20 protein-coding genes and 3 tRNA genes are annotated in these 21,018 nt (G+C 63.8%); 19 read left to right on the top strand and 4 right to left on the bottom strand.

Translation table 11 applies throughout. From position 1 onward, the window contains the following. The 3 genes from VNN55_01225 to VNN55_01215 all read right to left on the bottom strand — a co-directional run. Positions 1 to 1,350 (bottom strand): hypothetical protein (locus tag VNN55_01225; GenBank protein HWO56164.1); only part of this gene is annotated, 1,350 nt, incomplete at its 3' end. A gap of 5 nt (positions 1,351 to 1,355) precedes the next feature. Continuing rightward, positions 1,356 to 2,261, bottom strand: a complete 906-nt coding sequence (locus VNN55_01220; GenBank protein HWO56163.1) for an ABC transporter ATP-binding protein — start codon at positions 2,259 to 2,261, stop codon at positions 1,356 to 1,358. Between the two features lie 434 nt (positions 2,262 to 2,695). After that, positions 2,696 to 3,796 (bottom strand): 4Fe-4S binding protein, encoded by a 1,101-nt coding sequence (locus tag VNN55_01215; protein ID HWO56162.1) that lies wholly within the window; start codon positions 3,794 to 3,796, stop codon positions 2,696 to 2,698. A gap of 392 nt (positions 3,797 to 4,188) precedes the next feature. Here VNN55_01215 and VNN55_01210 point away from each other — a divergent pair, with 392 nt between their 5' ends. The 16 genes from VNN55_01210 (at position 4,189) to VNN55_01135 (ending at position 14,980) form a co-directional block, all read left to right on the top strand. Then, entirely contained in the window at positions 4,189 to 4,638 is a 450-nt protein-coding gene (locus VNN55_01210) for a hypothetical protein (GenBank protein ID HWO56161.1), read from the top strand. A gap of 273 nt (positions 4,639 to 4,911) precedes the next feature. Next, the gene (plsY, locus tag VNN55_01205) at positions 4,912 to 5,577 is read left to right on the top strand and encodes a glycerol-3-phosphate 1-O-acyltransferase PlsY (protein ID HWO56160.1); all 666 of its coding nucleotides are present in this window, start codon (positions 4,912 to 4,914) and stop codon (positions 5,575 to 5,577) included. 75 nt (positions 5,578 to 5,652) lie between these two features. Next, positions 5,653 to 6,909 (top strand): hypothetical protein, encoded by a 1,257-nt coding sequence (locus tag VNN55_01200; GenBank protein ID HWO56159.1) that lies wholly within the window; start codon positions 5,653 to 5,655, stop codon positions 6,907 to 6,909. Positions 6,910 to 7,025: 116 nt separating this feature from the next. Then, on the top strand, positions 7,026 to 8,168 hold the full coding sequence (locus tag VNN55_01195; GenBank protein ID HWO56158.1) for a hypothetical protein: 1,143 nt from the start codon (positions 7,026 to 7,028) through the stop codon (positions 8,166 to 8,168). Between the two features lie 32 nt (positions 8,169 to 8,200). Then, complete coding sequence (locus tag VNN55_01190; protein HWO56157.1) at positions 8,201 to 9,214, top strand: NAD(P)H-dependent glycerol-3-phosphate dehydrogenase; 1,014 nt, start codon at positions 8,201 to 8,203, stop codon at positions 9,212 to 9,214. Between the two features lie 90 nt (positions 9,215 to 9,304). Further along, positions 9,305 to 9,700: a MerR family transcriptional regulator gene (locus tag VNN55_01185; GenBank protein ID HWO56156.1), complete on the top strand. Its 396-nt coding sequence runs from the start codon at positions 9,305 to 9,307 to the stop codon at positions 9,698 to 9,700. A 229-nt stretch (positions 9,701 to 9,929) separates the two neighbouring features. Continuing rightward, positions 9,930 to 10,007: transfer RNA gene (locus VNN55_01180), tRNA-Pro, on the top strand. A gap of 80 nt (positions 10,008 to 10,087) precedes the next feature. After that, positions 10,088 to 10,762 carry a glycosyltransferase family 2 protein gene (locus VNN55_01175; protein ID HWO56155.1) on the top strand — a complete coding sequence of 225 codons (675 nt, stop codon included), beginning with the start codon at positions 10,088 to 10,090 and terminating at the stop codon, positions 10,760 to 10,762. Positions 10,763 to 10,828: 66 nt separating this feature from the next. Beyond that, positions 10,829 to 11,590: a 5'/3'-nucleotidase SurE gene (gene surE / locus VNN55_01170; protein ID HWO56154.1), complete on the top strand. Its 762-nt coding sequence runs from the start codon at positions 10,829 to 10,831 to the stop codon at positions 11,588 to 11,590. A gap of 198 nt (positions 11,591 to 11,788) precedes the next feature. Continuing rightward, positions 11,789 to 12,352, top strand: coding sequence for a diheme cytochrome c-553 (locus VNN55_01165; GenBank protein HWO56153.1), 564 nt, complete (start codon positions 11,789 to 11,791; stop codon positions 12,350 to 12,352). 273 nt (positions 12,353 to 12,625) lie between these two features. Further along, complete coding sequence (locus tag VNN55_01160; protein HWO56152.1) at positions 12,626 to 13,219, top strand: c-type cytochrome; 594 nt, start codon at positions 12,626 to 12,628, stop codon at positions 13,217 to 13,219. Between the two features lie 166 nt (positions 13,220 to 13,385). Next, positions 13,386 to 13,462: transfer RNA gene (locus VNN55_01155), tRNA-Pro, on the top strand. A gap of 156 nt (positions 13,463 to 13,618) precedes the next feature. Then, the gene (locus VNN55_01150; GenBank protein HWO56151.1) at positions 13,619 to 14,068 is read left to right on the top strand and encodes a TIGR00725 family protein; all 450 of its coding nucleotides are present in this window, start codon (positions 13,619 to 13,621) and stop codon (positions 14,066 to 14,068) included. An 11-nt stretch (positions 14,069 to 14,079) separates the two neighbouring features. After that, the gene (locus VNN55_01145) at positions 14,080 to 14,352 is read left to right on the top strand and encodes an acylphosphatase (protein ID HWO56150.1); all 273 of its coding nucleotides are present in this window, start codon (positions 14,080 to 14,082) and stop codon (positions 14,350 to 14,352) included. 15 nt (positions 14,353 to 14,367) lie between these two features. Next, positions 14,368 to 14,898, top strand: coding sequence for an adenine phosphoribosyltransferase (locus tag VNN55_01140; GenBank protein ID HWO56149.1), 531 nt, complete (start codon positions 14,368 to 14,370; stop codon positions 14,896 to 14,898). A 6-nt stretch (positions 14,899 to 14,904) separates the two neighbouring features. Next, positions 14,905 to 14,980: transfer RNA gene (locus VNN55_01135), tRNA-Arg, on the top strand. A 150-nt stretch (positions 14,981 to 15,130) separates the two neighbouring features. Here VNN55_01135 and VNN55_01130 read toward each other — a convergent pair. Continuing rightward, positions 15,131 to 17,152, bottom strand: coding sequence for a M6 family metalloprotease domain-containing protein (locus tag VNN55_01130; protein ID HWO56148.1), 2,022 nt, complete (start codon positions 17,150 to 17,152; stop codon positions 15,131 to 15,133). Between the two features lie 368 nt (positions 17,153 to 17,520). On the opposite strand from VNN55_01130, the gene VNN55_01125 reads away from it, so the two are divergent. Genes VNN55_01125 through VNN55_01115 form a run of 3 tightly spaced genes read left to right on the top strand, consistent with a single transcriptional unit; the run spans position 17,521 to position 20,901 of the window. Further along, positions 17,521 to 19,053: a hypothetical protein gene (locus VNN55_01125; protein HWO56147.1), complete on the top strand. Its 1,533-nt coding sequence runs from the start codon at positions 17,521 to 17,523 to the stop codon at positions 19,051 to 19,053. Positions 19,054 to 19,061: 8 nt separating this feature from the next. Beyond that, the gene (locus tag VNN55_01120; GenBank protein HWO56146.1) at positions 19,062 to 20,147 is read left to right on the top strand and encodes an aminoglycoside phosphotransferase family protein; all 1,086 of its coding nucleotides are present in this window, start codon (positions 19,062 to 19,064) and stop codon (positions 20,145 to 20,147) included. Between the two features lie 52 nt (positions 20,148 to 20,199). Further along, positions 20,200 to 20,901, top strand: coding sequence for a tetratricopeptide repeat protein (locus VNN55_01115; GenBank protein HWO56145.1), 702 nt, complete (start codon positions 20,200 to 20,202; stop codon positions 20,899 to 20,901). Positions 20,902 to 21,018: the final 117 nt, after the last annotated feature.

Genomic DNA, 21,018 nt, shown 5'->3' with positions numbered 1-21,018 from the left:
CATGCCATTGATATCTCCAGCCATCGCCAGCCGCACCCCCACTCCCGCGCCGACCACCAGCGCCACGATCACCCCGGCCAGCCAACTGCCGGGCAGTTGACGCGCCACCGGCCGGGCGCAGGCGAACAGGTATTGATTGGTCCCCTGGCGGGCCTCGCGGCAACCCAATTGCGACCAGAGCAGCGTCGGCCAGATCCAAGCAATCGGCAGCACAATCGCCTGCCCCTGCGCAAGCGGCAACGAGAGCCCGACGATGATCAGAACCAACACGCCGAGATACCAGAGGCCGTGATGGCCCTTCAGTAACAGACGCAATTCCGCCGCCACGGTTTTCCGCAGACGCGGCTGCGTCGCGCGGGAGGCCAGCGGGGTCAGATGCGTGACGCTTCCGGCCGGCAGGGGGGCAGCCTGCGGCGAGAGGCGATCCTCAATCCAGGCGGCCAGGCGGCTGAGCCGCGATGGTTTCCGCGCCACCGTCCCCGCCGCCCGCGCCGAATCGAAGCGGTCGAAGGGGAGCGCCGCCACGCCGGCTACCGCAAAGGCCAGCAGAATGATGGCCAGACGACCGATCAGCATCGCCGGTGTGTAGGCCAGACCCTCCCAGACAAACCTTCGCAGCTGGAAGATCTCGCCGGAGTCACGGATGTGGATGCCGATGTTCACGACGACATCCGCGCCGACCGCGTCCGGGTACGCCGCCATCGCCGCCGCTTTCATCGACGCGTGATACTCCGACAGGCCGAACAGGTCGGTCACCGCGAACACCTGCGAGGACATCAGCATAATTGTGAGAAAGAAATAGACCACGTTGCCCAGGCCGCCGCGCAGACGGGGGATGCACTCGAAGAGCACCGCCACCGCGCCGATCAGAAGCACGAGCGGGATCATCGTGTAGAGGAACGGAGCGACAAGCAGGAGCGGATCAAGGTGACGGTCCTCGGCGCGCACATACTGCATGATCCCGGCCACGACGATCATGACCGACACGATGGCCGCGAGCACCGCCGCGTTGCTGAGCATCTTGCCGATGGTGTACTTCCATTTCGACAGGGGGGTGGCGGCCAGGATCTGCCCGACCCGTATCTGGTAATCGCGCTCGATGGAATTCTTGATCAAATAGAAGCCGACCAGGGTCAGGAAGGTCGACGTCAGCATGGCAACCTGCGCGCCGATCCACGCCGAGTTGTAGATTCCGCGTGTCCCGCCGATGCTGAGCGTGGACCAGGCGGCATTATTGGGTGGGATAAACCCCCAGGCGGCATACACCGCCACCGCCAGCGTCACCAGAAACGAGTACCGCCGTACCCGCTCCAGGAAGTCCGCCTTGACGATGTGGTAAAGGAGGCGCATGACGATTACGCCTGTGCCGCCGCGGCAAGCGGGGCGCTCTGGTTACGGTCCGCCGCAATGGCATACAGATAGGCATCCTCCAGGGTCGGCGGCGCCGGTGACGCGTCCGCCGCCGGACGGTCATCGGCCACAATACGGATCAACACGCCGTTGGCTTTACGAACCGTCGCGGAAATGAGGTACTTATCCTTGATCGCGCTCAGTCGTTCACCGGGCACCAGCCACTCCCAAACCCGCCCTTCGACCATGCGCGCGATCGCCTCCGGGTCACCGCTGGCCACCAGCCGTCCGCGGCTGATGAGCGCGATATGCGTGGCCGCCGCCTCGACATCGGAGACGATGTGCGTCGAGAGGATGATGATCCGTTCGCCCGACAGCTCGGCCAGCAGGTTGCGAAACCGCACCCGTTCTTCGGGGTCCAGCCCGGCGGTCGGCTCATCGACGATCAGGAGTTGCGGGTCATTGAGCAACGCCTGCGCAATCCCGACCCGTTGCTTCATTCCCCCGGAGTATCCGCCGAGGGGGCGTTTGCGGGCATCGCCGAGATTGACCAGTTGCAGGAGTTCATCGATTCGACGGCGCGCATCCGCGGCCGATAGGCCCTTGACCGCGGCGATGTATTCGAGGAATTCGAGGGCGTTGAGGTTGGGATAGACGCCGAAATCCTGCGGCAGGTAGCCCAGCACCTGACGTACCGCATCGGGCTGGCGCACGATGTCGGTCCCATTCCAGGTGGCGCGGCCGGCGGTCGGACGGGTGATCGTCGCCAGGATGCGCATCAGGGTCGACTTGCCCGCCCCGTTGGGACCCAGCAGGCCGAGGATCCCCGGCCCCAACTCGAGCGAAAAGTCGCGCAGTCCCCAGACATTCCCCTTGTAGCGTTTGCTGACTTGCGCAATCTCCAGGTGCATCGGTCCACCTCCGCGTGGAATGTCTCGCAGATACGGTCCACGCACCAGGATGTTTCACCCCCATGCTGAGCTCGCTCTCCGCCGTGGCGCCTCGTCCTTGTGGAACGTCTACGGCGTATTTTCGCGAGAAAGCCCATTTTCCAGACGTGGATGATTTGTGCTGTGGTGACTCGCACGCAGGACAAATAGGGTTTCATCCCCTTGGTTCCATAGCCGCTGAGGTCGCACATGGGAGGGCGAGCCTCCCGGCGAGCCGCCGTAGCGTGATTGACCAACAGCATAAATGCCCAAATCTTCCCCCATACAGATTCGCGAATCGCCAGCAAAGCGCCCACGATCCATGGCGGCTCGGCCCCTACGGGCCTCGCCCTCCCGAAATGCCTCTGAAGCCCACACGCCGGACAAGGAGCTTTCAGCCCCTTGGTGCGATTGCGTTAATCCTGTGGCGTGTAAGCCGGGACTTCGCCGCGGTTGTGCTGGTATTTGGGTGAGTCGATTTCCAGGATTCGACGGCGGTACTCTTCGCTGCTGATGCTGTTTTGCCAGTTGCCGGTGACCATTGCCGCGCCGATGCCGATGCAGAACAGCCCGACCACCGCCACCGCGGTCGCCTGCTTCGACATGCGCGCGCGTCCCTTGGGCAGCGACAGTTCCAGCGCGCTCACGCTCGGGCAGACCGCCACACACTGCATGCAGGCGTTGCATTCATCCGAGCGCACCCGTGTCAGTTGCGCCACCGGAATGTGCGCCGGGCAGGCAATGTTGCACTTGTTGCAGTCTATGCAGGTCGATGCCTGCCGGGTGATCTTCCACGGTGCGACGAAACTGGCCAGCCCCGCCAGCGCCCCATACGGGCACAGATAACGGCACCAGAAGCCGCTGACCAGAAAGCCGAGGACGACCAGGGAGAGGAGGATGTAAAGCGAAGAGGGATCGATGTGCGTGAAGAACCGCAGCATCTTGATATCGGCAACGCGATTGTAGGGTGACTGGATGAATTGCGCCAGCGACTCGCGCGTCATTTGGAAGAAAATCGCCCAGACAAAGAACAGCAAAAGCAGGTACTTCACCGACCGCAACGGCCAGTCGACAAACTTCGGCAGTTTTCCCTTCCAGCCATGCATCGCCCGGCCGGCGCCGGCCACCGCTTCGGAGATGAACCCGACCGGACAGACCCAGCCGCAGAACGATTTCTTCCACAATGCCGAACTGATCAGCGCCAGCCCGAGGATGATGGTGGCGGCCGGATGGATATTGTTGAGCACGCCGTTAAAGAACCAATCGCGCAGACCGAGCAACCCGGAGATTGGCAGAAACGCCTCGACACCGGGGGGGCGTGTCGGCGCTGGGCCGGTCGCGCCGGTCTCGTAGTATTTCACAAACTGGTAGAACTCCCAGCCGATCCAGATGGTGACGGCCACCCAGAACGATTGCACCCAAAAGCGCCAGTCGGTCTGCCCCTTGGTCGGACGGCGGATCCAGCTCTTGCCGTTCTTGGTGGTCAGGGTTGTCGGTTGCTGTGTCATCGTGGCCATGGTCCCCTCGCCGAATCGCGACGAAAGTTGTTACGTTTAATCTCGTCGAATTCGGCGCGGCCCGCTGTCAAAGGCTAGGGCCGCAAGGAGTTTTTGACAATGCCGGGACTCACCTGACGCTGTCAGCCCGTCCGTGCCTAACATTGTCACCCCGAGCCCGGAGGGCGAGGGGTCTGCTTTTGGCGGCCACGAAAAAGCAGATGCCTCGCCCCGCGGGCTCGGCATGACAGAGTGGGATGGACTCAACATCTCCGGGGGAGAAGGGCTCCCTTGTCCGAAGAGACGAGGACTCAGTGGGCAGCGCCTCAGACGTGTTCCGCAAAAATCGCCCTTGCGCGAAATCCGGTAACAGGTAATCGTGAACGGTCACTATAACGTTTACAGGGGGCAGCATGAAGGGCCGGTTCGACTGGAAGGCGGCATACTTTCATCTCGTCAGTCTGGTGGCGGTGATCTTCTTCCTGTTCGCGGCGGTTTCCGGGGGCCACGGGCTCCTGCGGATGCTTTTTCCGGCCTTGTCGATGCAGAGCTACGAATGGGAATCGGTGGAGTCGTTCACGGCCTTCAAACGCCAGTACGGCGACGGCGTCCTGAATCTGGCCCGTCCCGGACCCGAACGTCCGAATTCGGCCACATCCGCCCCGGTGACGGACGAGGAATTGCGTCAGGCCTGGGAGGAACACAAACGCCTGGCCGTCGAGGGCCAGAAGCGGCAGGGACTTTGGAATCTGCTGGAGTCTTTGGCCACTCTGGCGGTCGCCGTGCCCGTGCTGCTTTTCCACCGCCGGCAGGCGAAAAAACTCCGTCCAGAGCCGGAACCTGTTGAAAACACAGGCGGTTAGAAAGATTGTCGAAAGGCGTGAATGAAAGGGAAGGGAAACCGGGAATAAAGACTTTCGTAGCATGTAATTAGTTGTGCAGGCGAGAATGAGGGAGTAGCCGAGACACCTCCCAGATCGCCGCAGTGCAGGGAGACCAAACAAGCTGCCAGGCCTGTTTGCAGGAAGCAAGCGAGACACCACAACCCGGGGCTCGGCCTATGGATAGGCACGGGTCAAGGCGAGATGGGGGAGACGGCCCTCCGAGGAATCGGAGGGCCGTTCTGATTTCCGTCATTGCCCGGCCGGGCGCATTCCACCATTCTGGCGGCGATGGATGTCTTCCTTGCCAGTGTACTGATCGGCTATGTGTGCGGATCCATCCCGACCGCCGTCTGGGTGACACGTCGTGTCGGCGGCTTTGACATCCGCAAACGGGGCTCCGGCAACGCCGGCGCGACCAATGTCGCCCGTGTGGTCGGGGTGCATTGGGGCATCCTGGTCGGTGTCATCGACATCCTCAAGGGTTTCCTGCCAGTCCTGCTTTTGAGCGGCGCGGCCGGCGCCGGATTCGGCATCAGCGCCGCCAACGCCGGACTGCTGATCGGAATCGCCGCGATTCTCGGCCACATGTTTCCGCTTTTTGCCGGATTCAAGGGCGGCAAGGGCGTGCTGACCGCGCTCGGCGTCTTCGGCGCGCTCCTGCCGTTGGAAGCCGGCCTGGGCGCCTTGGTCTGGGTGATCGTCTTTGCGACAACACGGATTGTCTCGCTGGGTTCGATTGTCGCCTGCCTCGCGTTTGTCGCGGCGGTCCTGAGCCGACGGTATCTATTCGATGCGCCGCATCCGACCACCGTGGTCGTCGCGGTCCTGCTCGTGACGGCCCTGGTGATCTACATGCACCGGTCAAACATCGTCCGCCTCCTGCGCGGGGAAGAGAAGAAATTCGGCGCCCCCCGTTAGTTTCGAAAACGTCTGACATGCTGTATCTTCCCTCCGGCGTTCGGATCAGAACCCACCGCTGTCCGGGAGTCGTCCATGCCATCTCTGCCTCTCATGCACCGTCTCGGGGCAGTCTGCGCCTCGATCATGCTCTGCGCGCAGTCCAACGCCGCGTCGAGGGAGCCAGTGGTGGTGTACGGAATCCCGTCCGCGCAGGGCCTCAAGCCGGCGGGACCGTGGGAATCGACGGGGAACAAAGGGATCGCCGCGATTGGCGACAATGTTGCCAATCCGTTTATCATCGGCGCGCTCCCGTATGACGATACCGCCACCACGGTCGGATTCGGCGACGACTACTATGAAATCTGCCCGTTTCCGGGGACCGGGGCGCCGGATGCCGTCTATGCCTTCACACCGGCGACCGACACCACGGTCATCATCGATCTGTGCGGCTCGGCCTATGACACAAAGACCTATGTCTACGCCGCCAGCGTCACGCCGGGCGCGCCGCTGGCCTGCGGCGACGATTACTGCGGGCCGTTCTACCTGCAGTCGCGCCTCGGACCGCTTCTGCTGTCCGCGGGGGTGACCTACTACATCATCATCGATGGCTACAGCGCCGCCTCCGGCGAGTACATCCTCCATGTCGATGGCGCCGCACCCTGTCTCTGGGCGGGCTGCCCCGAAGGCGCGTTGCCGGAAGGCGAGCCCTGCACCACCGCCCCGGACACGATCAATGGCGGATGCGGCGCGGCGCAGCCCCGGTACCGCCCGATCGGCCCGGACACCACCATCTGCGGGCAACTCCGGGCCAGCGCCGGCGTGCGCGACCTCGATTGGTACACAGCTTCGCTCAAGACCGGCGCACAGGTGCGCTGGACGGTGGCCGCCGCGTTTCCGGCGTCGACCTTGATTTACAACATCACCAATGGCTGCACTGGTCTTGTCGGCCTCCGCTATGATGCCCATGCCTGTGACAGCGCCGACGCGCTCTTCGAAGCGCCATCCACCGGGCTCTATGCCTTTGTGGTGACCACACGGGAGCAGTACGCCGGTCTGGATTGCGCCGACGGCCCCTGGGAATACGCCTGCCGTCTGGAGTACGTCTGCGCCTGCGATTGCGCCCATGATCCCGGCTGTGATGGCGTGACCAACGTTTTTGATGTCACTCTGGCAGTCAATATTGCATTCCGCGGCGCGGCCAGCGTGGCCGATCCGCATCCGGCCTGCCCGTGGCAGCCCGCCGATGTCACCTGTGACGGGGTGGTGACTGTGCTCGATGTGGCGTCGCTGGTCAATGTCGCCTTCCGTGGCGGCAATCCGGCCGCGTTGTTTTGCGACCCTTGCCCGTAGCCCGACAGAAAGCGCCGGGCGTGAAGATTCCGTTGTACGAATGTCCCGATTTGACCAGTATCATAGTGCCTCCCGGCGGGGCTTCCGGCCGCCGCAGGGGGGACTGAAAGACGCACGTGAGCGCGCCCATTGACATCCGCGAAGTGACCAGCGCCGGAGCCCGTCGGGAGTTCTTCCATCTGCCGATGCGCCTGCACCGGGATCATCCGCGCTGGGTGCCGCCCTTGCACATGGACGAACGGCGTCGTCTGGACCCGAAGGCAAACCGCGCGCTGGCCTACTGCGATATGACCATGGCGCTGGCCTATCGCGACGGCCGGGCGGTCGGACGGATCGTCGGGCTGATCAACCGTCGCTACAACGAACTGCGCGGCGAAAAGACCGCCCGCTTCACCCACCTGGAGTGCACCGATGAGTTCGCCGTCTGCGCCGCGCTGCTCGACTACGCCGAAACCTGGGCGCGCCAAAACGGCATGAATCGGATCATCGGTCCGATGGGATTCACCGATCAGGACCCGGAGGGATTCCTGATCGAGGGGTTCGAGCATGAGCCCGCGCTGGAAAGCAACTACAACTTCCCCTTCATGAACGCCTTTATGGAGCAGGCGGGCTACGCCAAGGACGTCGATTACGTCGTCTACATGATCCCCGTCCCGGCCACGTCGCCGGGCTCCTATGAAAAGATCGCCGCGCGCATCCAGCAACGCGCCGCCGTCAAACTGGTCGAGTTCACCCGGCGCGCGGAATTGAAGGCCTACATCCATCCGGTCCTCAACCTGCTCAATGACACCTACCGCGACATCACCGGCTTTGCGCCGCTGGATGAACGGGAACGCGAGGATCTTGCCAAGCGGTTCCTGCCGGTGATCGACCCGCGCTTCGTCAAGATCGTCGCGCTGCACAACGGCGAGGTGGTCGGCTTTATCATCGGCATGCCCAATGTCAACGAGGGATTGCGCAAGTCGGGGGGACGATTGCTGCCGTTCGGCTGGTTCCACATCCTGCGCGCGATGAAACGCGCCCGCCAGCTTGATTTGCTCCTCGGCGGCATCCGCGAGGATTTCCGCGCCCGCGGCGTCGATGTCCTCCTCGGCGAGGCGATGATCCGTTCGGCGCGCGATGCCGGCTACACCCACATGGACAGCCATCACGAACTGGAAACCAATTTCCGCGTGCGCGCCGAAATGGAGCACGCCGGCGGCCAGGTCTACAAGCGCTACCGCGTCTACCAAAAGTCCCTGCCGCCAACTTCGGGTTGATTCCGGGCGGTCGCGCTGTCTATTCTCCCGCCATGAGTGATCGTCGCACGATCGCCGTGCTGGGCGCGGGCAGTTGGGGCATGGCCATCGCCCGCCATCTCGACCGGCAGGGGCATGCGGTGCGTCTCTGGGAATTCGACCCCCGGGCGGCCGCGGCATTGGCGGCGACGCGTCTTCTGCCGACGAAACTGCCCGGGATCCGCTTGCCGGAGGCGGTCGCGGTCACCAGCGATCTGCCCGCGGCGGTCACCGGCGTCGATGCGATTGTCTTCGTGACCCCCTCCACCGCGCTGCGCGCCACCGCGGCGCGTGTGGCGGAGAGAGGGAGCGGCGACGTGCTCATCGTCAGTCTGGCCAAGGGAATCGACGTGCAGACCGGCGAGCGGATGACGGAGATCCTCGCCGACGAGCTGGGGCGCCGGGATGCGGTGGCCTTGGTGGGCCCCTCGCACGCCGAAGAGGTGGCGCGCGATGTGCCGACCGCGCTGGTGGCCGCCTGCGCCGATTCCGAAAAGGCGGTGGCGACGCAGACGCTGTTCAATTCCGAGTTTCTGCGCGTCTACACCAGCGATGATCCGATCGGCGTCGAGCTAGGCGCGGCTTTGAAGAACATTGTTGCGATCGCCGCCGGCATTGTCGACGGCCTCGGTTTTGAATCAACCGACAACATCAAGGGCGCGCTGTTGACGCGCGGTTTGGCGGAGATCACGCGTCTGGGAGTCCGCATGGGCGCGCGCCCCGAGACCTTCGCCGGACTCTCCGGCGTCGGCGATCTGGTGACCACCTGCCTGTCGCGTCACTCGCGCAACCGCCACGTCGGCGAAGAGATCGGACGCGGTAAACGGTTAGATGACGTGCTGGCCGGAATGACGATGGTCGCCGAGGGCGTAACCACCACCCGCGCGGCGCTGCGACTGGCGGCGCAACACAATGTCGACATGCCGATTGCGCGGGCGGTCGGCGCGGTGCTCTTCGCTGGGATGCCCCCGGCCGCGGCGCTGGCGCAACTGATGACACGTCCCGCCCAGCCGGAGATACGCCGATAGGGCCGCAACTTGCCGCTTGGGCTTGAAGCGATTGTTTAGTATGTTGTCATCCTGCCGCCGGGGGGCGCAAACCTTTTTGAGGACCGTCCGATGAACGACGTGACCAGTGACAGCGATGCCCCGATACCGGGTGTGCCGCGGCTGAAACTCAAACGGCTCCCGGAACGGAAGTACTACTCGATCTCCGATGTGGCGGAGGAGGCCGAGCTGAAGCCCTATGTCCTGCGCTTCTGGGAGCGGGAATTCCCGATGCTGCGTCCAAAGAAAAATCGGGCGGGCAACCGGACCTACCAGCGCAAGGACATCGACCTGGTGATGCGAATCAAGCATCTGCTCTACGCGGAAGGGTACACCATCGAAGGGGCGCGCCAGCGGCTCAAAGCCGAAGTGCAGGGCGAGGAGACGCCGCCGGATGTGATCAAGACGAAGAAATTCCTCGGTGATCTCCGGCGCGAACTGGAAGCGATCGTTTCGTTGATGCCATAGCGGCATCCTGGGAAAGGGGTTAGACCAGCAGGTTTCGGCGTATGTCGCAAAACCTGCTGCCGACAGAGGGCATCTTGAAGGGACGATTGGCGGTCGCGCAGGGCGTGTTGCATACGCCCTGGTCGCGCGCCGGCCGCAAGGCGGCTGGCGTATGCAATACGCCCCTACCTGCAATGCGAGATTTCAGATGCCGGCTCACTGAGTCGCAATGCCGCACACGTTTTCAGTTCGGGGCGTAGCGCAGCCTGGTTAGCGCACTTGCTTGGGGTGCAAGAGGTCGGCCGTTCGAATCGGCTCGCCCCGACCAACGATCTGATCCTGACAGGGCGACCCCATGGGTCGCCCCGATTGTTTCGGCGGACAACGGTCCGCGTTTTTCTGTCCCCGATGCGCTACCTGGTGGTCACTCCCGCGTTCAACGCCGCCGGCACCATTGCCGAATTGGTCCGGCGCATCCGCGCAATCCTGCCGGGCACGCCGGCGCTGGTCATTGATGACGGCTCAACCGATGGCACCGCGGACCTGGCCCGCGCGGCAGGGGCCGAGGTGATTGTCCATCCGGCCAACCGCGGCAAGGGAGAGGCGCTCAAAACCGCCTTCGCCGAGGCGCTGCGGCGCGGCGTCGACGCCGTAATTCAACTCGATGCCGACCTGCAGCACGACCCGGCCTTCCTGCCGGACTTTGTCGCCAGGTTCGAGCAGGACCGGACCGACATCATCATCGGCACGCGCGATTTCAACGTCGGCGGGATGCCGTGGGACCGACATCTGACCAACTGGCTGACTTCCTATGCGATCACGAAGATGGGCGGTGTGCCGGTGCGCGACTCGCAATCGGGGTACCGTTTGATTTCGCGCCGCGCCCTCCAGACGGTGACGGCGCCCTCCTCCAACTACGATTATGAATCGGAGTATCTGATTCTGGCCGGACGCGCCGGGATGACGATCGGGGAGGTCCCGATCACGACCATCTACGCGGGCCAGAAGTCCTCGATCCGCAAGTGGACCGACACCAAACGCTTCCTGCGGCTGGTGCGAAAGTACTGGCGCAGCCGGCCGTAGCGGCGTATTGGTCTTGTCCCGAGATTCGCCGAAGCACAACGGCGCCGTCCCGATGGCAAAGAACCCATGTCCAAACGCAAACCCCGGATACTCATCTCCAACGACGACGGCGTCCATGCGCCCGGCATCCGGACGCTGGCGCGCGAGATGCGCGCGCTCGGCGAAGTGATCGTGGTCGCGCCCGACTCGAATCAGTCGGCGGTCAGTCATGCGCTGACCATGAATCGGCCGCTGCGCATCCGCAAGATCGACACCAATGTCTATTCCGTCGATGGCACGCCCACCGACTGCATCACGCTCGCCTTTCACGAGATCCTCAAGTCACGCTGGCCCGATGTAATCGTCTCCGGGCTCAACCACGGCGCCAACATGGGGGAGGATGTGACCTACTCCGGCACCGTCGCCGCGGCGCTGGAGGGATCGATCATGGGCCTCCCGGCGGTGGCCGCGTCGATGACCGCCGCCGACCCGGAGGGGAAATCGTTTGTCTCCGCCGCCAAGTTCATCCGGCGGCTGGTGGCCAACATCATCGGGCGTATGCCGCCCTCGACCCTGCTCAATGTGAATTTTCCGCGGATGCCGCGCGGAGGATACCGGGCCTATGAGGTGACCCGTCTCGGACGGCGCACCTATTCCGACATCATCTCGGCGCGCCGCGATCTTTCCGGGCGGTCCTACTACTGGATCGGCGGCGAGCCCACCTGGGATCGTCGCGCCGGCACCGACGCCGACGCCATCAAGGCGGGGAAAGTCTCGATCACCCCGTTAAACTTCGACATGACCGACCTCGAACTGCTGCGGGCAATGGCCGGCTGGCGGCTGCATTAGATTCCCCTTAAATACCCCATGCATGCGGGGCGGAAATAGTCCGCTTTTCTGCTTGCGGGATGCCTGGGCCGCCACTAGCATTCACGCCTGCTAACGCGCCCGTGGGCGCAGTCCTCAATCAACTGTGGAGAGGAGAGATCAGTGATGCAGACAGCTCACATCAAGGCGAGAGGGCATCGTTGGGGCATCCGAGCAGGCTTGACCCTGACCTTTGGCGCCGCCGTCATGCTGGCCGCGGGCCTGGTGGCCGCGCAGGCCGACCGCAGCCCCGAGGAAACCAAGGCAATGGTCGAACGGGGCAAGTACCTGATCAACATCGGCGGCTGCAACGACTGCCACACGCCGTGGATCATGACCGCCAACGGGCCGCGATCCGATTCCACGCGGTTCCTCTCGGGTCACCCGGCCGACTTGAAAGTCACCATGCCCAAATTGGAGATGCCGTGGCTGGCCGCCACCACCGCGACCTTCACCGCCTGGGCCGGACCGTGGGGGATCTCATACTCCGCCAATCTCACGCCGGATTCCTCCGGCCTGGGTATCTGGACCGAAGAGATGTTTATCCAGGCGCTGCGAACCGGCAAGCACTGGGGCGTGTCGCGGCCGATCATGCCGCCGATGCCCTGGGAGAATATCGCAAAACTGCCCGATGCCGACCTCAAGGCGATGTACGCCTACCTGCGGACCATCCCGCCGTTTCACAATGTCGTGCCCGACTATGAACCCCCGGCGGACGCGCCGGCCGGCGGCGGACACCATTAGACAACGAAATCGATAGACGCACCAACGGGCGCCATCCCATGCGGGATGCGCCCGTTATTCCTTGATGTGAACCTCTCCATGACGGGAATGGCGGACCAAAAGTTGCCGGAATTTTGCCCTACGCAGAAATAGGATAACGACGCTCTCTTTTTTTGTAACTGGATCAGGGTGGTCCCGTATCCAAGACTTGACAGCGAGTGAAGGAGATTCACTCGGATGGTCAGAAGGAGGTGCCCCATGGCACAAGATCACAGAGCCGGTGAGCAAGCGGAGATGAGACCCACCCCGACACGGCGCGTCTTCGGCGCAATGGCGGGATTGATTGTGGCCCTGGCGGCGGTGATGGCGATCGTCGGGACCGCCAGCAACGCGGCCGACGGCGCCAAAGCCGACGTCATCGCGCGCGGGAAGTATCTGGTCACCATCGGCGGCTGCAACGACTGTCACACGCCATGGAAGGTCGGACCCAATGGCCCCGAGCCGGACACGAGCCGCATGCTGTCGGGGCATCCGTCGGACCTGAAGATGCCGAAGCGCTCCGCGCCGACGGACGCGTGGGCCATCGCCGTGGCGCCGACTTTCACCGCGTGGTCCGGACCGTGGGGCACCACATACACGAAGAATCTGACACCTGATTCGCTCACCGGAATCGGCATCTGGACCGAGGAGATCTTCGTCAACGCGATCCGCACCGGACGCCACTGGGGCGTGGCGCGGCCGATCATGCCGCCGATGCCCTGGCAGAACTACCGTCACCTGACCGACGAGGACATCAAGGCGGTCTACGCCTACCTGCGCACCATCCCGCCGATCTTTAACGAAGTTCCCGAATACGAGCCGCCGGCAGAGGTCACGGCCGGCAAATAGCCGATCCTTTCACCGTGAGCGAAAAGGAGCATCTCCGATGCTCCTTTTCGCTGTGGGCTACGTCCGGGCACAGCGAAAACCCGTTGTTTTTGCGCCGATAATCTGTGATGTTTGATGTCTCGGCCGGGTCCCGTCCGGCCGGGACTTTATTGCACGTACGCGGAGTCGGGGAGTAGCGCAGCCTGGTAGCGCACTTGGTTCGGGACCAAGGGGTCGTGCGTTCAAATCGCATCTCCCCGACCACTTTTTCGTCGAGGCCGGCGCCCGCCGGCCTTTTTGCGTTGTATCAGTTTCTGAGAACCGCACGCCAGTCCCGCGCGCCGCGGGATTGCGCCTCCCAAAACGCTTGCCGAATCCGCCATGCTCCGGTTGCTTTCCCCCGTGTCGACACGGCCGCCCATGATCCTTGTCTCCGGCGGCGGCGAGGCCGATTCGGCCGCGCTGGCGCTGGCGGAGGAGGTAGGCCGGGAGCTGGCCGCGGCCGGGGCGGTCATCCTGACCGGCGGCCTCGGAGGTGTCATGGAAGCCGCCTCCCGGGGAGGCAAGGCGGCAGGCGGGACTACGGTGGCGGTGGTTCCCGGCATCGATACCCGCGTTGCCAATCGCCATGTCGATTACGCCATCGCCAGCGGCATGACGCATGGTCGCAATGTCATTCTCGTGCACACCGCCGATGCGGTCATTGCCTTGCCGGGGTCCTATGGCACATTATCCGAAGTCGCCCTCGCCCTGGTCATGGGCAAGCCCGTGGTCTCGGTGCGCAGTTGGCGTCCGGATGATCGGGTGCGGGTGGCCGCCGACGCGAAATCCGCGGTGCACATGGCGCTGGAGGCGCTCCAGCCCGCTTGAGAGGAATCGCTATGCCACGGCTGACGGTGCGTATTGACGGACGGGTCCAGGGAGTGGGGTACCGGTATTTTGTGCAAAAGCGCGCGTTGGAGCACAATCTGCGCGGCTGGGTCAAGAACCGCTCCGATGGCACCGTCGAAATCGAAGCGGTCGGACCGCGCCCGTCGCTGGAGGAATTCCTGCATTATGTCCGGGTCGGACCGCCCGCCGCCAACGTCGCCCATGCCGATGTGCGCTGGGCCGACGATGAGCCCGCCTACAACACTTTCGATGTCCGCTTCTGACGCAAAGGAGAGCGTGTGACATTCGACTTCCTCAAGGCCAGCATCCGCGACATTCCCGATTACCCCAAGCCGGGGATAGTCTTCAAGGACATTACCACGCTTCTGAAGGATAAGCGGGCCTTCGCCATGGCACAGCAGGCGCTGGTGGACCGCTTCCGCGGCCAGCCGCCAGACCTGGTGGCGGCGATCGAGGCGCGCGGTTTCATCTTTGGCGGGGCGCTGGCGCTTGCGCTGGGGTGCGGGTTTGTGCCGATGCGCAAGCCGGGCAAACTGCCCTGGGCGACATTGTCGGAATCCTACGCGCTCGAGTACGGCACCGACAGTCTGCACATGCACAACGACGCCGTGCTCACTGGCCAGCGCGTCGTGCTCATCGATGACCTGCTGGCCACCGGCGGCACGCTGGCGGCCGCGGCCAAATTGGTGGAACAGGCCGGCGGGATAGTCAGCGGCATCGGTGTGGTGATCGAGCTGGCCTTCCTCGACGGGCGTCACCGGTTGCGCGATTACGACGTGTATTCGGTGATCTCGTATGATTCGGAGTGACGCATCGCCCCCGTAGCTCAGTAACGGATAGAGCAGCGGTTTCCTAAACCGCGTGTCGGCGGTTCGACTCCGCCCGGGGGTACTTCTCACGCGGGGAATTCACACACGACAGGAGGTCGGACATTCCTGTCTGACCTGCCGTCGCCAATCGCGGGCCGCTTTTGGGGCCCGCGATTGGCGATGGCATCCGGCCCGCATGTCTGACAAGGCCAGACCCGCGGGACCTTCGACTTCATTGGCAGGGATCGCAGAATTCGGTGGCCGCAGATGCGCCGCGGAAGGCGACGTTGCTGATCTTGACCACATCGACCACATCGGTGGCGCCGGTGCAATTGACATCGGTGCGTCCGGCGACGGTTGTCCCATGCGGCGGGCAGCCGGCGTCGATCAAGGGCGCCGCGCCGCGGAAGGCGCAATTGATGACGCCCACCACGTCGACCACGCCGACGCTGCCATCGCAATCGACATCGGCATGGCAGTGGCAATCGCACGCGGGCGGCGTGACGGTGATCTGCACGGTGATGGAGTCATAGTTGGCGCCATCGGTGGCCAACACTTTGGCATACCAGACTCCCGCGTCGGCCGGGGCGGGTTCGATGATGAGCGAACCACGTCCACCGCCGGAGTCCCAGAGCGCCACAAACGGCGGCAGGGGGCCGTTGGGAGAAAGCCCGGGTGTGGTGCAGTTGGGATCGGTCGCGAAAAGGCCGACGTTGATGGAATCCTCTGGCGCCACGGTCACCGGCGGCACCATCTGTAGGACCGGCGGGAGTGCCTTGTCGATGACCACGGTCAGATAGTCGGGATTCTGGGCGGTGACGATGATCGAAACACCGCTGGGGCCATCATAGCCGTCACTGCTGGGCGTGGTGGCCGCGTTCAATTGCGTCTGGCCGGGGTCATCGGGCGAGAACAGCGCGCCGATGCGGAATTCATACGGATACCACCACTCGGTGTGCTGCGAGCCATCCCAGGGACGCGCCGGATCCATGCCGGCATCGACCACCGCAACCGCATAGTTCGGAAAACTCGGACGGCCATCGTTCGGCGGGACAGTCTCGTCGATATGGGTGACCAACAACCCCTGGTCCATGGTGTCGCGTCCGGGCGTAAACCACGGGCAGTAGGCCGAGAAGTCGGAGGCGAGATGGTCGAATTGCGCCGCGGAGCGCGGATTGCGGTACTCCAGCAGGAAGTACTCGGTCCCGCTTTCATTGATCGGCACCTTGAAGACGCTCTGCGTGTTGTGCTCCTCGATGTTGTAGAGTTGATAGGCGCCCTGCAGGCAGGGGGGCTCCACCGCCTGCGCCCAGCCAAGCTGGATGCGCGACCAGGCGCAGAAATGCGACGGGCACGAACGGTTGCCGTAGTGCATGATGCTGTAACCGCCGTAGCCCATGACATCCCAGTCGACCAGCGGATGGTCGTTGCCGTCATTGGGGGTGAAGTAGGTCACCGTGTCGAGTTTCTGATCGTAATCGTACAAATCGGGCAGGTTGAGAATGTGGCCGTATTCGTGGCAGAAGACGCGGATCGATTGCACCTGTCCGTTGGCGTGCTCCTCCGGCTGGACCGACCAGCGATCGATCCGCACCCCGTCGTTGGTGGGGATGTCGACGCCGATGTAGGCATGCGACCAGATGTCGTTGGGATCGTGCGTTTCTTCCTGGCCCGGCCCGGCATGGACAATCCAGAGGGCATCGACATACCCGTCGCCGTCGCCATCGTAGTCGGAGAAGTCCACCAAGGGATCGGCGGCATTGAGAATATCGAAAATGTTGTACCAGCCGTTGTACATCGTCGGCATGTACAGCCAGCCAACCACCGCGCCGGTCACATTGAAGACGCCGTAGGAGACTTCCTGGTAATAGTCATTGACGCTGCCGGTGGGGTAGACATTGTCGGAGTAAAGCAGGGAGTCATAGGATTCACGCGGATGCCAGAACTGGTCGGCCGGGTGGTTTTCCCATTCGACCAGCAGCGTGAGCACGCGTCCGGTCGCTCCGGCGCGCGCGGCCTTGGTCTGCCCGAGAGGCTTCAGCGGCGCCATCGCAGCCGGTGAAAATCCGGCCACCGCCTCGAAACGGTCGGCGGGGATGTCAAAGAGACGGAAGGTCTCCGGATTGACCGTGAGTTTCCCGCCATAGCGCGATTCGACCGTGGCGGCCTGGGCCCTCACGGCGACGAGCAGAAACATGGCGGTGAAAAGCGCGCGGGCGATCCCCGTGCCGGTAAGACGCACAACCTGATTCATGACAACCTCCCGAAACGATTCCGATCCGAATATAGACCCGTCTTGGGGGTTTGCCACGGAACAATCCCAGGGCGCCGGCAACTTTGTTGCGGCCGATTTTGACAACACACCCCGATCGCGGCCGCGGCCGGTTTTGTGCAAGTCGGTATGGAATAAGGGAGAAGCTCGGCGGTAAATGCACTGTCCGTGGCCGGACGGGAATCGCGGCGGTTGCGGGCGGTATTCGATTAGACGGTTGACAATCAGTTTGCGCGAGAATAACTTGGCGCACCTTGCGCCCTAAACCGGCGTCCCGATGGTCCCGGGGAGGGGACTTTCATTTCGAGGCACGGCCAACAGGATGAAGCCGTAGGGAAGGACACGAGACGATGACGTGGCGAACGGGTTTTGCGGCCCTCGTGGCCGTCGGATTAATAGTGTTGTTCACCGCACCCGCCGGGGCGCAGGGCGTCAACGGCAACTCCTTCCAAAATTGGAACTTCCTCGGCGGCGGCGCGCGCGCACGCGGCATGGGCGGCGCCTATCTGGGCGTTTCCGACGATGCCTACGCCGGCTCGTGGAACCCCGCCGGGTTGGTCTACAACGAGGGCGTGCTTTTGGCCCTCAACTATTCCTACGCGCACACGGCGCTCGATCTGGAGTATGGACCGGCCAACCAGTCCAGGTTCGCCAGTGACGCCAAGGACAACCTCTCCAACATGACCGCGGCGTCATTTATCTCCCCTCTGTCCGTCATGGAAAAGGAGTTTGTCGTCAGCGTCTTCTACAACCGCGTGCAGGATGTCTATGCGCGCGGGTTTTTCGCCGCCGACGTCGACACGGTCCTCGGGTCGCCGTTTTTTGCCGACTATGGGATGAGCGGCAATCTGGCCGCCGCCGGCGCCGCTTTTGGCACCACCATCTACCGGCGCCTCTCGATCGGCGCGTCGCTGACGATCATGACCGGCGACGGCCATGAATTCCTGGTCACCGACATCGACTCGACCCGCGACACCGCTGCCTACAACCAGCGCACTAGCTGGATCAACTCCGCCGACCTCGACTACTCCGGTCTGCAGGCGACGATCAGCGCGCTCTACCGCGCCGAGAAATGGAGCGCCGGCATCGTCGTCACTCCGGCCTTCACGCTCACGCAGTCGGTCGACTACTTCGGGGTGCGTCGCAGCGAGCACAACCAGATCCCGGAGTTCTCGCGCCAGGTGTATGGCCCGCTGCACGGCACCGAGCGCGAAGTCGACATGCCGTTGGCGGTCGGCCTTGGCGGCTCCTACAAACTGAAGGACAACCTGCTTTTGGCCGCCGACTACCAGTATCGCGGTTTTAACGCCGATGACGAGTACGAAAAGGACGGGGTCTCGAACTACCGTTTCCAGGAAAGCCCGTCGGAACCAAACTCCGCCTTCGAGGAGGTGCCGGTGGCCTGGTACAATCTGCATCAGGTCCGTGTCGGCATCGAGTACAAGAGGGAGACGCCATGGGGTGTGGTGCCCGTCCGGCTGGGTGTGCGCAACGACCCCATGCTCCTGGGCGATCCGACCGGCACCGACATCTACTTTGACCAGCGCCTCGATTCGGGCAAGTCGGTCGAATTCCCGTACTACTCAACCAACAGCTTCTCGCGCGGCACCGGCAGCCAGATCAATGCCTGGACCTTCTCGATCGGTTCGGGTCTGCACTGGTCGCAGGTGCGTCTGGATGCCGCGATGGAATTCACGACCTTCTCCTACGAGGAGTCGGGCCAACTCTTCTCGGTCCAGCGCTGTCCCAATTGCCTGAGCACTGATCCGAATGTCACGGTGGACCGCTGGGACAAGCGGAAGACCTTCGCCTGGGGCGGCTATACGCGCAATCAGGACCAGACGCGGGTACGCCTCTTTGTGAATTTCACCGGCTATTTCTGATTTGCCGTGTGAGCGCATTCGAGCCGATGATCGCGCATGGCTCCGGGCCGTTTCCGGCCCGGAGCCGTCGTGCTTTGAGAGCCCGCCTGACACCCCACATCGGCGCAGCCTGCCGATCGCTGTCGCTGGGCGGTCCCGTCGGGATCCGCCCGGTTGAGTATGGCACTCACCATCTGGTCTGGCGGGTCACCACGAGGTCCGGCGTTTACGCGTTCCGCGCCGCGGCGGCGACATCCCGGCAGACCGCCGCAGTCCGTCGCCGACGCGAAGCCCTCTGGCGGCATGTGGCGCAGGGGGGAATCGGGCCGGGATTCCATGGCAGTCTCCGCATCAAGGATCCCCATTTCGATGGCTGGCTGGAGGCCTTCGGCTGGTTGCCGGGGCGGCACCTGAATCCATCGCGCGATACGGTCGCCGTGGCCGAGTGCCTGGCGCGTCTCCATGCCCTGCCCCTGCCGACGAAGCCGATTGCCGCGCCGCGTGTCGATCTGCCGGAACTGCTCCGTCAGCGCTTGGATTACTACTCACTCCACACGGCATCCGGACGGCTCTCTGCCGTCCTGCGTCAAGCCGCCGATACCGCGCGCGCGCGCCTGCATGAGGCAGGCCCTTTGCGCGCACGACCGGCGTTGGTGCACAATGATCTGGTCGCTGCCAATGTCCTGGTCGGGCCGCAACGGGCCTGGCTGATCGACTGGGACTGGGCGCTGATCAGCCAGCCGACAGTGGATTTGTTCTGCTTCCTTTCGCCCTTTGTGCGCAGTTGGGGGGACCGTCCCCGTTTCCTCAGCCCACGGTCTGTGCGGGCCTTTCTGACGGCCTATGCGGCGGGTAGAGGGGAAGACCGGGTGCGACAGCTCATTAACGAAGGGCTGGCGTACTGGGTGCCGTACAATGTGGTCATCGCCCTCTGGCTGGCCGTTGATGCCCCGAGTCGGCCGCACACCCGCCGGGCCAGCTTCCAGACGCGGGCGCTGGCAGAATGCGAGGCCATCGGGGCCCTCCTGGCCGGATTCAAGCCCGGGGCCACAGGCGACGATGCAGCATTAGGGGAGCCCGATTTCAGTTTGCGCGTTCGGCGCAAAAAGGGTTAAATTTGTTAGTCTGGGCGGGTTTGCGGCCCGTTCTGGAGAAAGGCTCAGGGAAATGGCGACGACGCACGCCCAACGACGGCTGACCAAACACGAACTGAAGCAGGACGCGTTCACCACGGCGATGTTTTCCGCGCGCGAGTGGCTGGAAAACAACATGCGCATGGCCCTCCTGGTGGTCGGCGGCCTGGTTGTCGTCGTGGCCGCCATCTGGGGCTTTTTCGCGTGGCAGTCCTCGGAGCGGCTTGAGGCGCGCAAACTCTTCGGCCAGGCCGGCGTGGAGATGCGCTCGGGCAACCCGACCGCCGCGATCGCGCAACTGCAGAAACTCCTCGCCGAGCACTCCGGCGCCGATGTCGCCGGGGCCGGCTGCTTCCAATTGGCCCAGCTCCAGTTCCGCCAGCGGGCCTTCGATGACGCGCGTGTCAATTATCAGCGCTACATCGACGACTACGGCGACGACCCGATGCTGGTGGCCGCCGCGTACGCGGGGATGGCGGCGGTCGATGAGCAGGCGGGATTCTACGCCGAGGCGCTGGAAAAATTCCTGCGCGCCGTCGATGCCGACAAGGATGGCTTCGCCGCCACCGACTATCTGCGCCGCGCCATCCGCTGCGCCATCGCCGGCAGCGACACCGCCAAGGCGCAGGAGCTGTATGACCGCCTGACGAAGGACTATCCCAAGGACGCCGCCAGCATCAACACCGCCAAGCAGATGCTGCTGGAGCGCGGCATGCTCGATCCGGCCAAACTCTAAGTGGCGACACCGATCTTAAGCGGGCGGGCCTTGCGGGGGCCCGCCCGTTTTGCTTGCGTCACGGCGGTGCACCGCCGGCCGCATTTGCCGACATAAACAGTGATTGCCGTCATCGGC

It is taken from the genome of bacterium (genome assembly GCA_035559435.1).
Classification (GTDB): domain Bacteria; phylum Zixibacteria; class MSB-5A5; order WJJR01; family WJJR01; genus JACQFV01.
The sequence above is the reverse complement of the archived record's forward strand: the minus strand, read 5'-3'. Positions and strand labels throughout refer to the sequence as shown.

Coding starts and splice junctions, on each gene's coding strand:
- VNN55_01220 (HWO56163.1), bottom strand. CDS start 2,261: ATGCACCTGGAGATTGCGCAAGTCAGCAAACGCTACAAGGGGAATGTC.
- VNN55_01215 (HWO56162.1), bottom strand. CDS start 3,796: ATGGCCACGATGACACAGCAACCGACAACCCTGACCACCAAGAACGGC.
- VNN55_01210 (HWO56161.1), top strand. CDS start 4,189: ATGAAGGGCCGGTTCGACTGGAAGGCGGCATACTTTCATCTCGTCAGT.
- VNN55_01200 (HWO56159.1), top strand. CDS start 5,653: ATGCCATCTCTGCCTCTCATGCACCGTCTCGGGGCAGTCTGCGCCTCG.
- VNN55_01190 (HWO56157.1), top strand. CDS start 8,201: ATGAGTGATCGTCGCACGATCGCCGTGCTGGGCGCGGGCAGTTGGGGC.
- VNN55_01185 (HWO56156.1), top strand. CDS start 9,305: ATGAACGACGTGACCAGTGACAGCGATGCCCCGATACCGGGTGTGCCG.
- VNN55_01175 (HWO56155.1), top strand. CDS start 10,088: ATGCGCTACCTGGTGGTCACTCCCGCGTTCAACGCCGCCGGCACCATT.
- surE (HWO56154.1), top strand. CDS start 10,829: ATGTCCAAACGCAAACCCCGGATACTCATCTCCAACGACGACGGCGTC.
- VNN55_01160 (HWO56152.1), top strand. CDS start 12,626: ATGAGACCCACCCCGACACGGCGCGTCTTCGGCGCAATGGCGGGATTG.
- VNN55_01150 (HWO56151.1), top strand. CDS start 13,619: ATGATCCTTGTCTCCGGCGGCGGCGAGGCCGATTCGGCCGCGCTGGCG.
- VNN55_01145 (HWO56150.1), top strand. CDS start 14,080: ATGCCACGGCTGACGGTGCGTATTGACGGACGGGTCCAGGGAGTGGGG.
- VNN55_01130 (HWO56148.1), bottom strand. CDS start 17,152: ATGAATCAGGTTGTGCGTCTTACCGGCACGGGGATCGCCCGCGCGCTT.
- VNN55_01125 (HWO56147.1), top strand. CDS start 17,521: ATGACGTGGCGAACGGGTTTTGCGGCCCTCGTGGCCGTCGGATTAATA.
- VNN55_01115 (HWO56145.1), top strand. CDS start 20,200: ATGGCGACGACGCACGCCCAACGACGGCTGACCAAACACGAACTGAAG.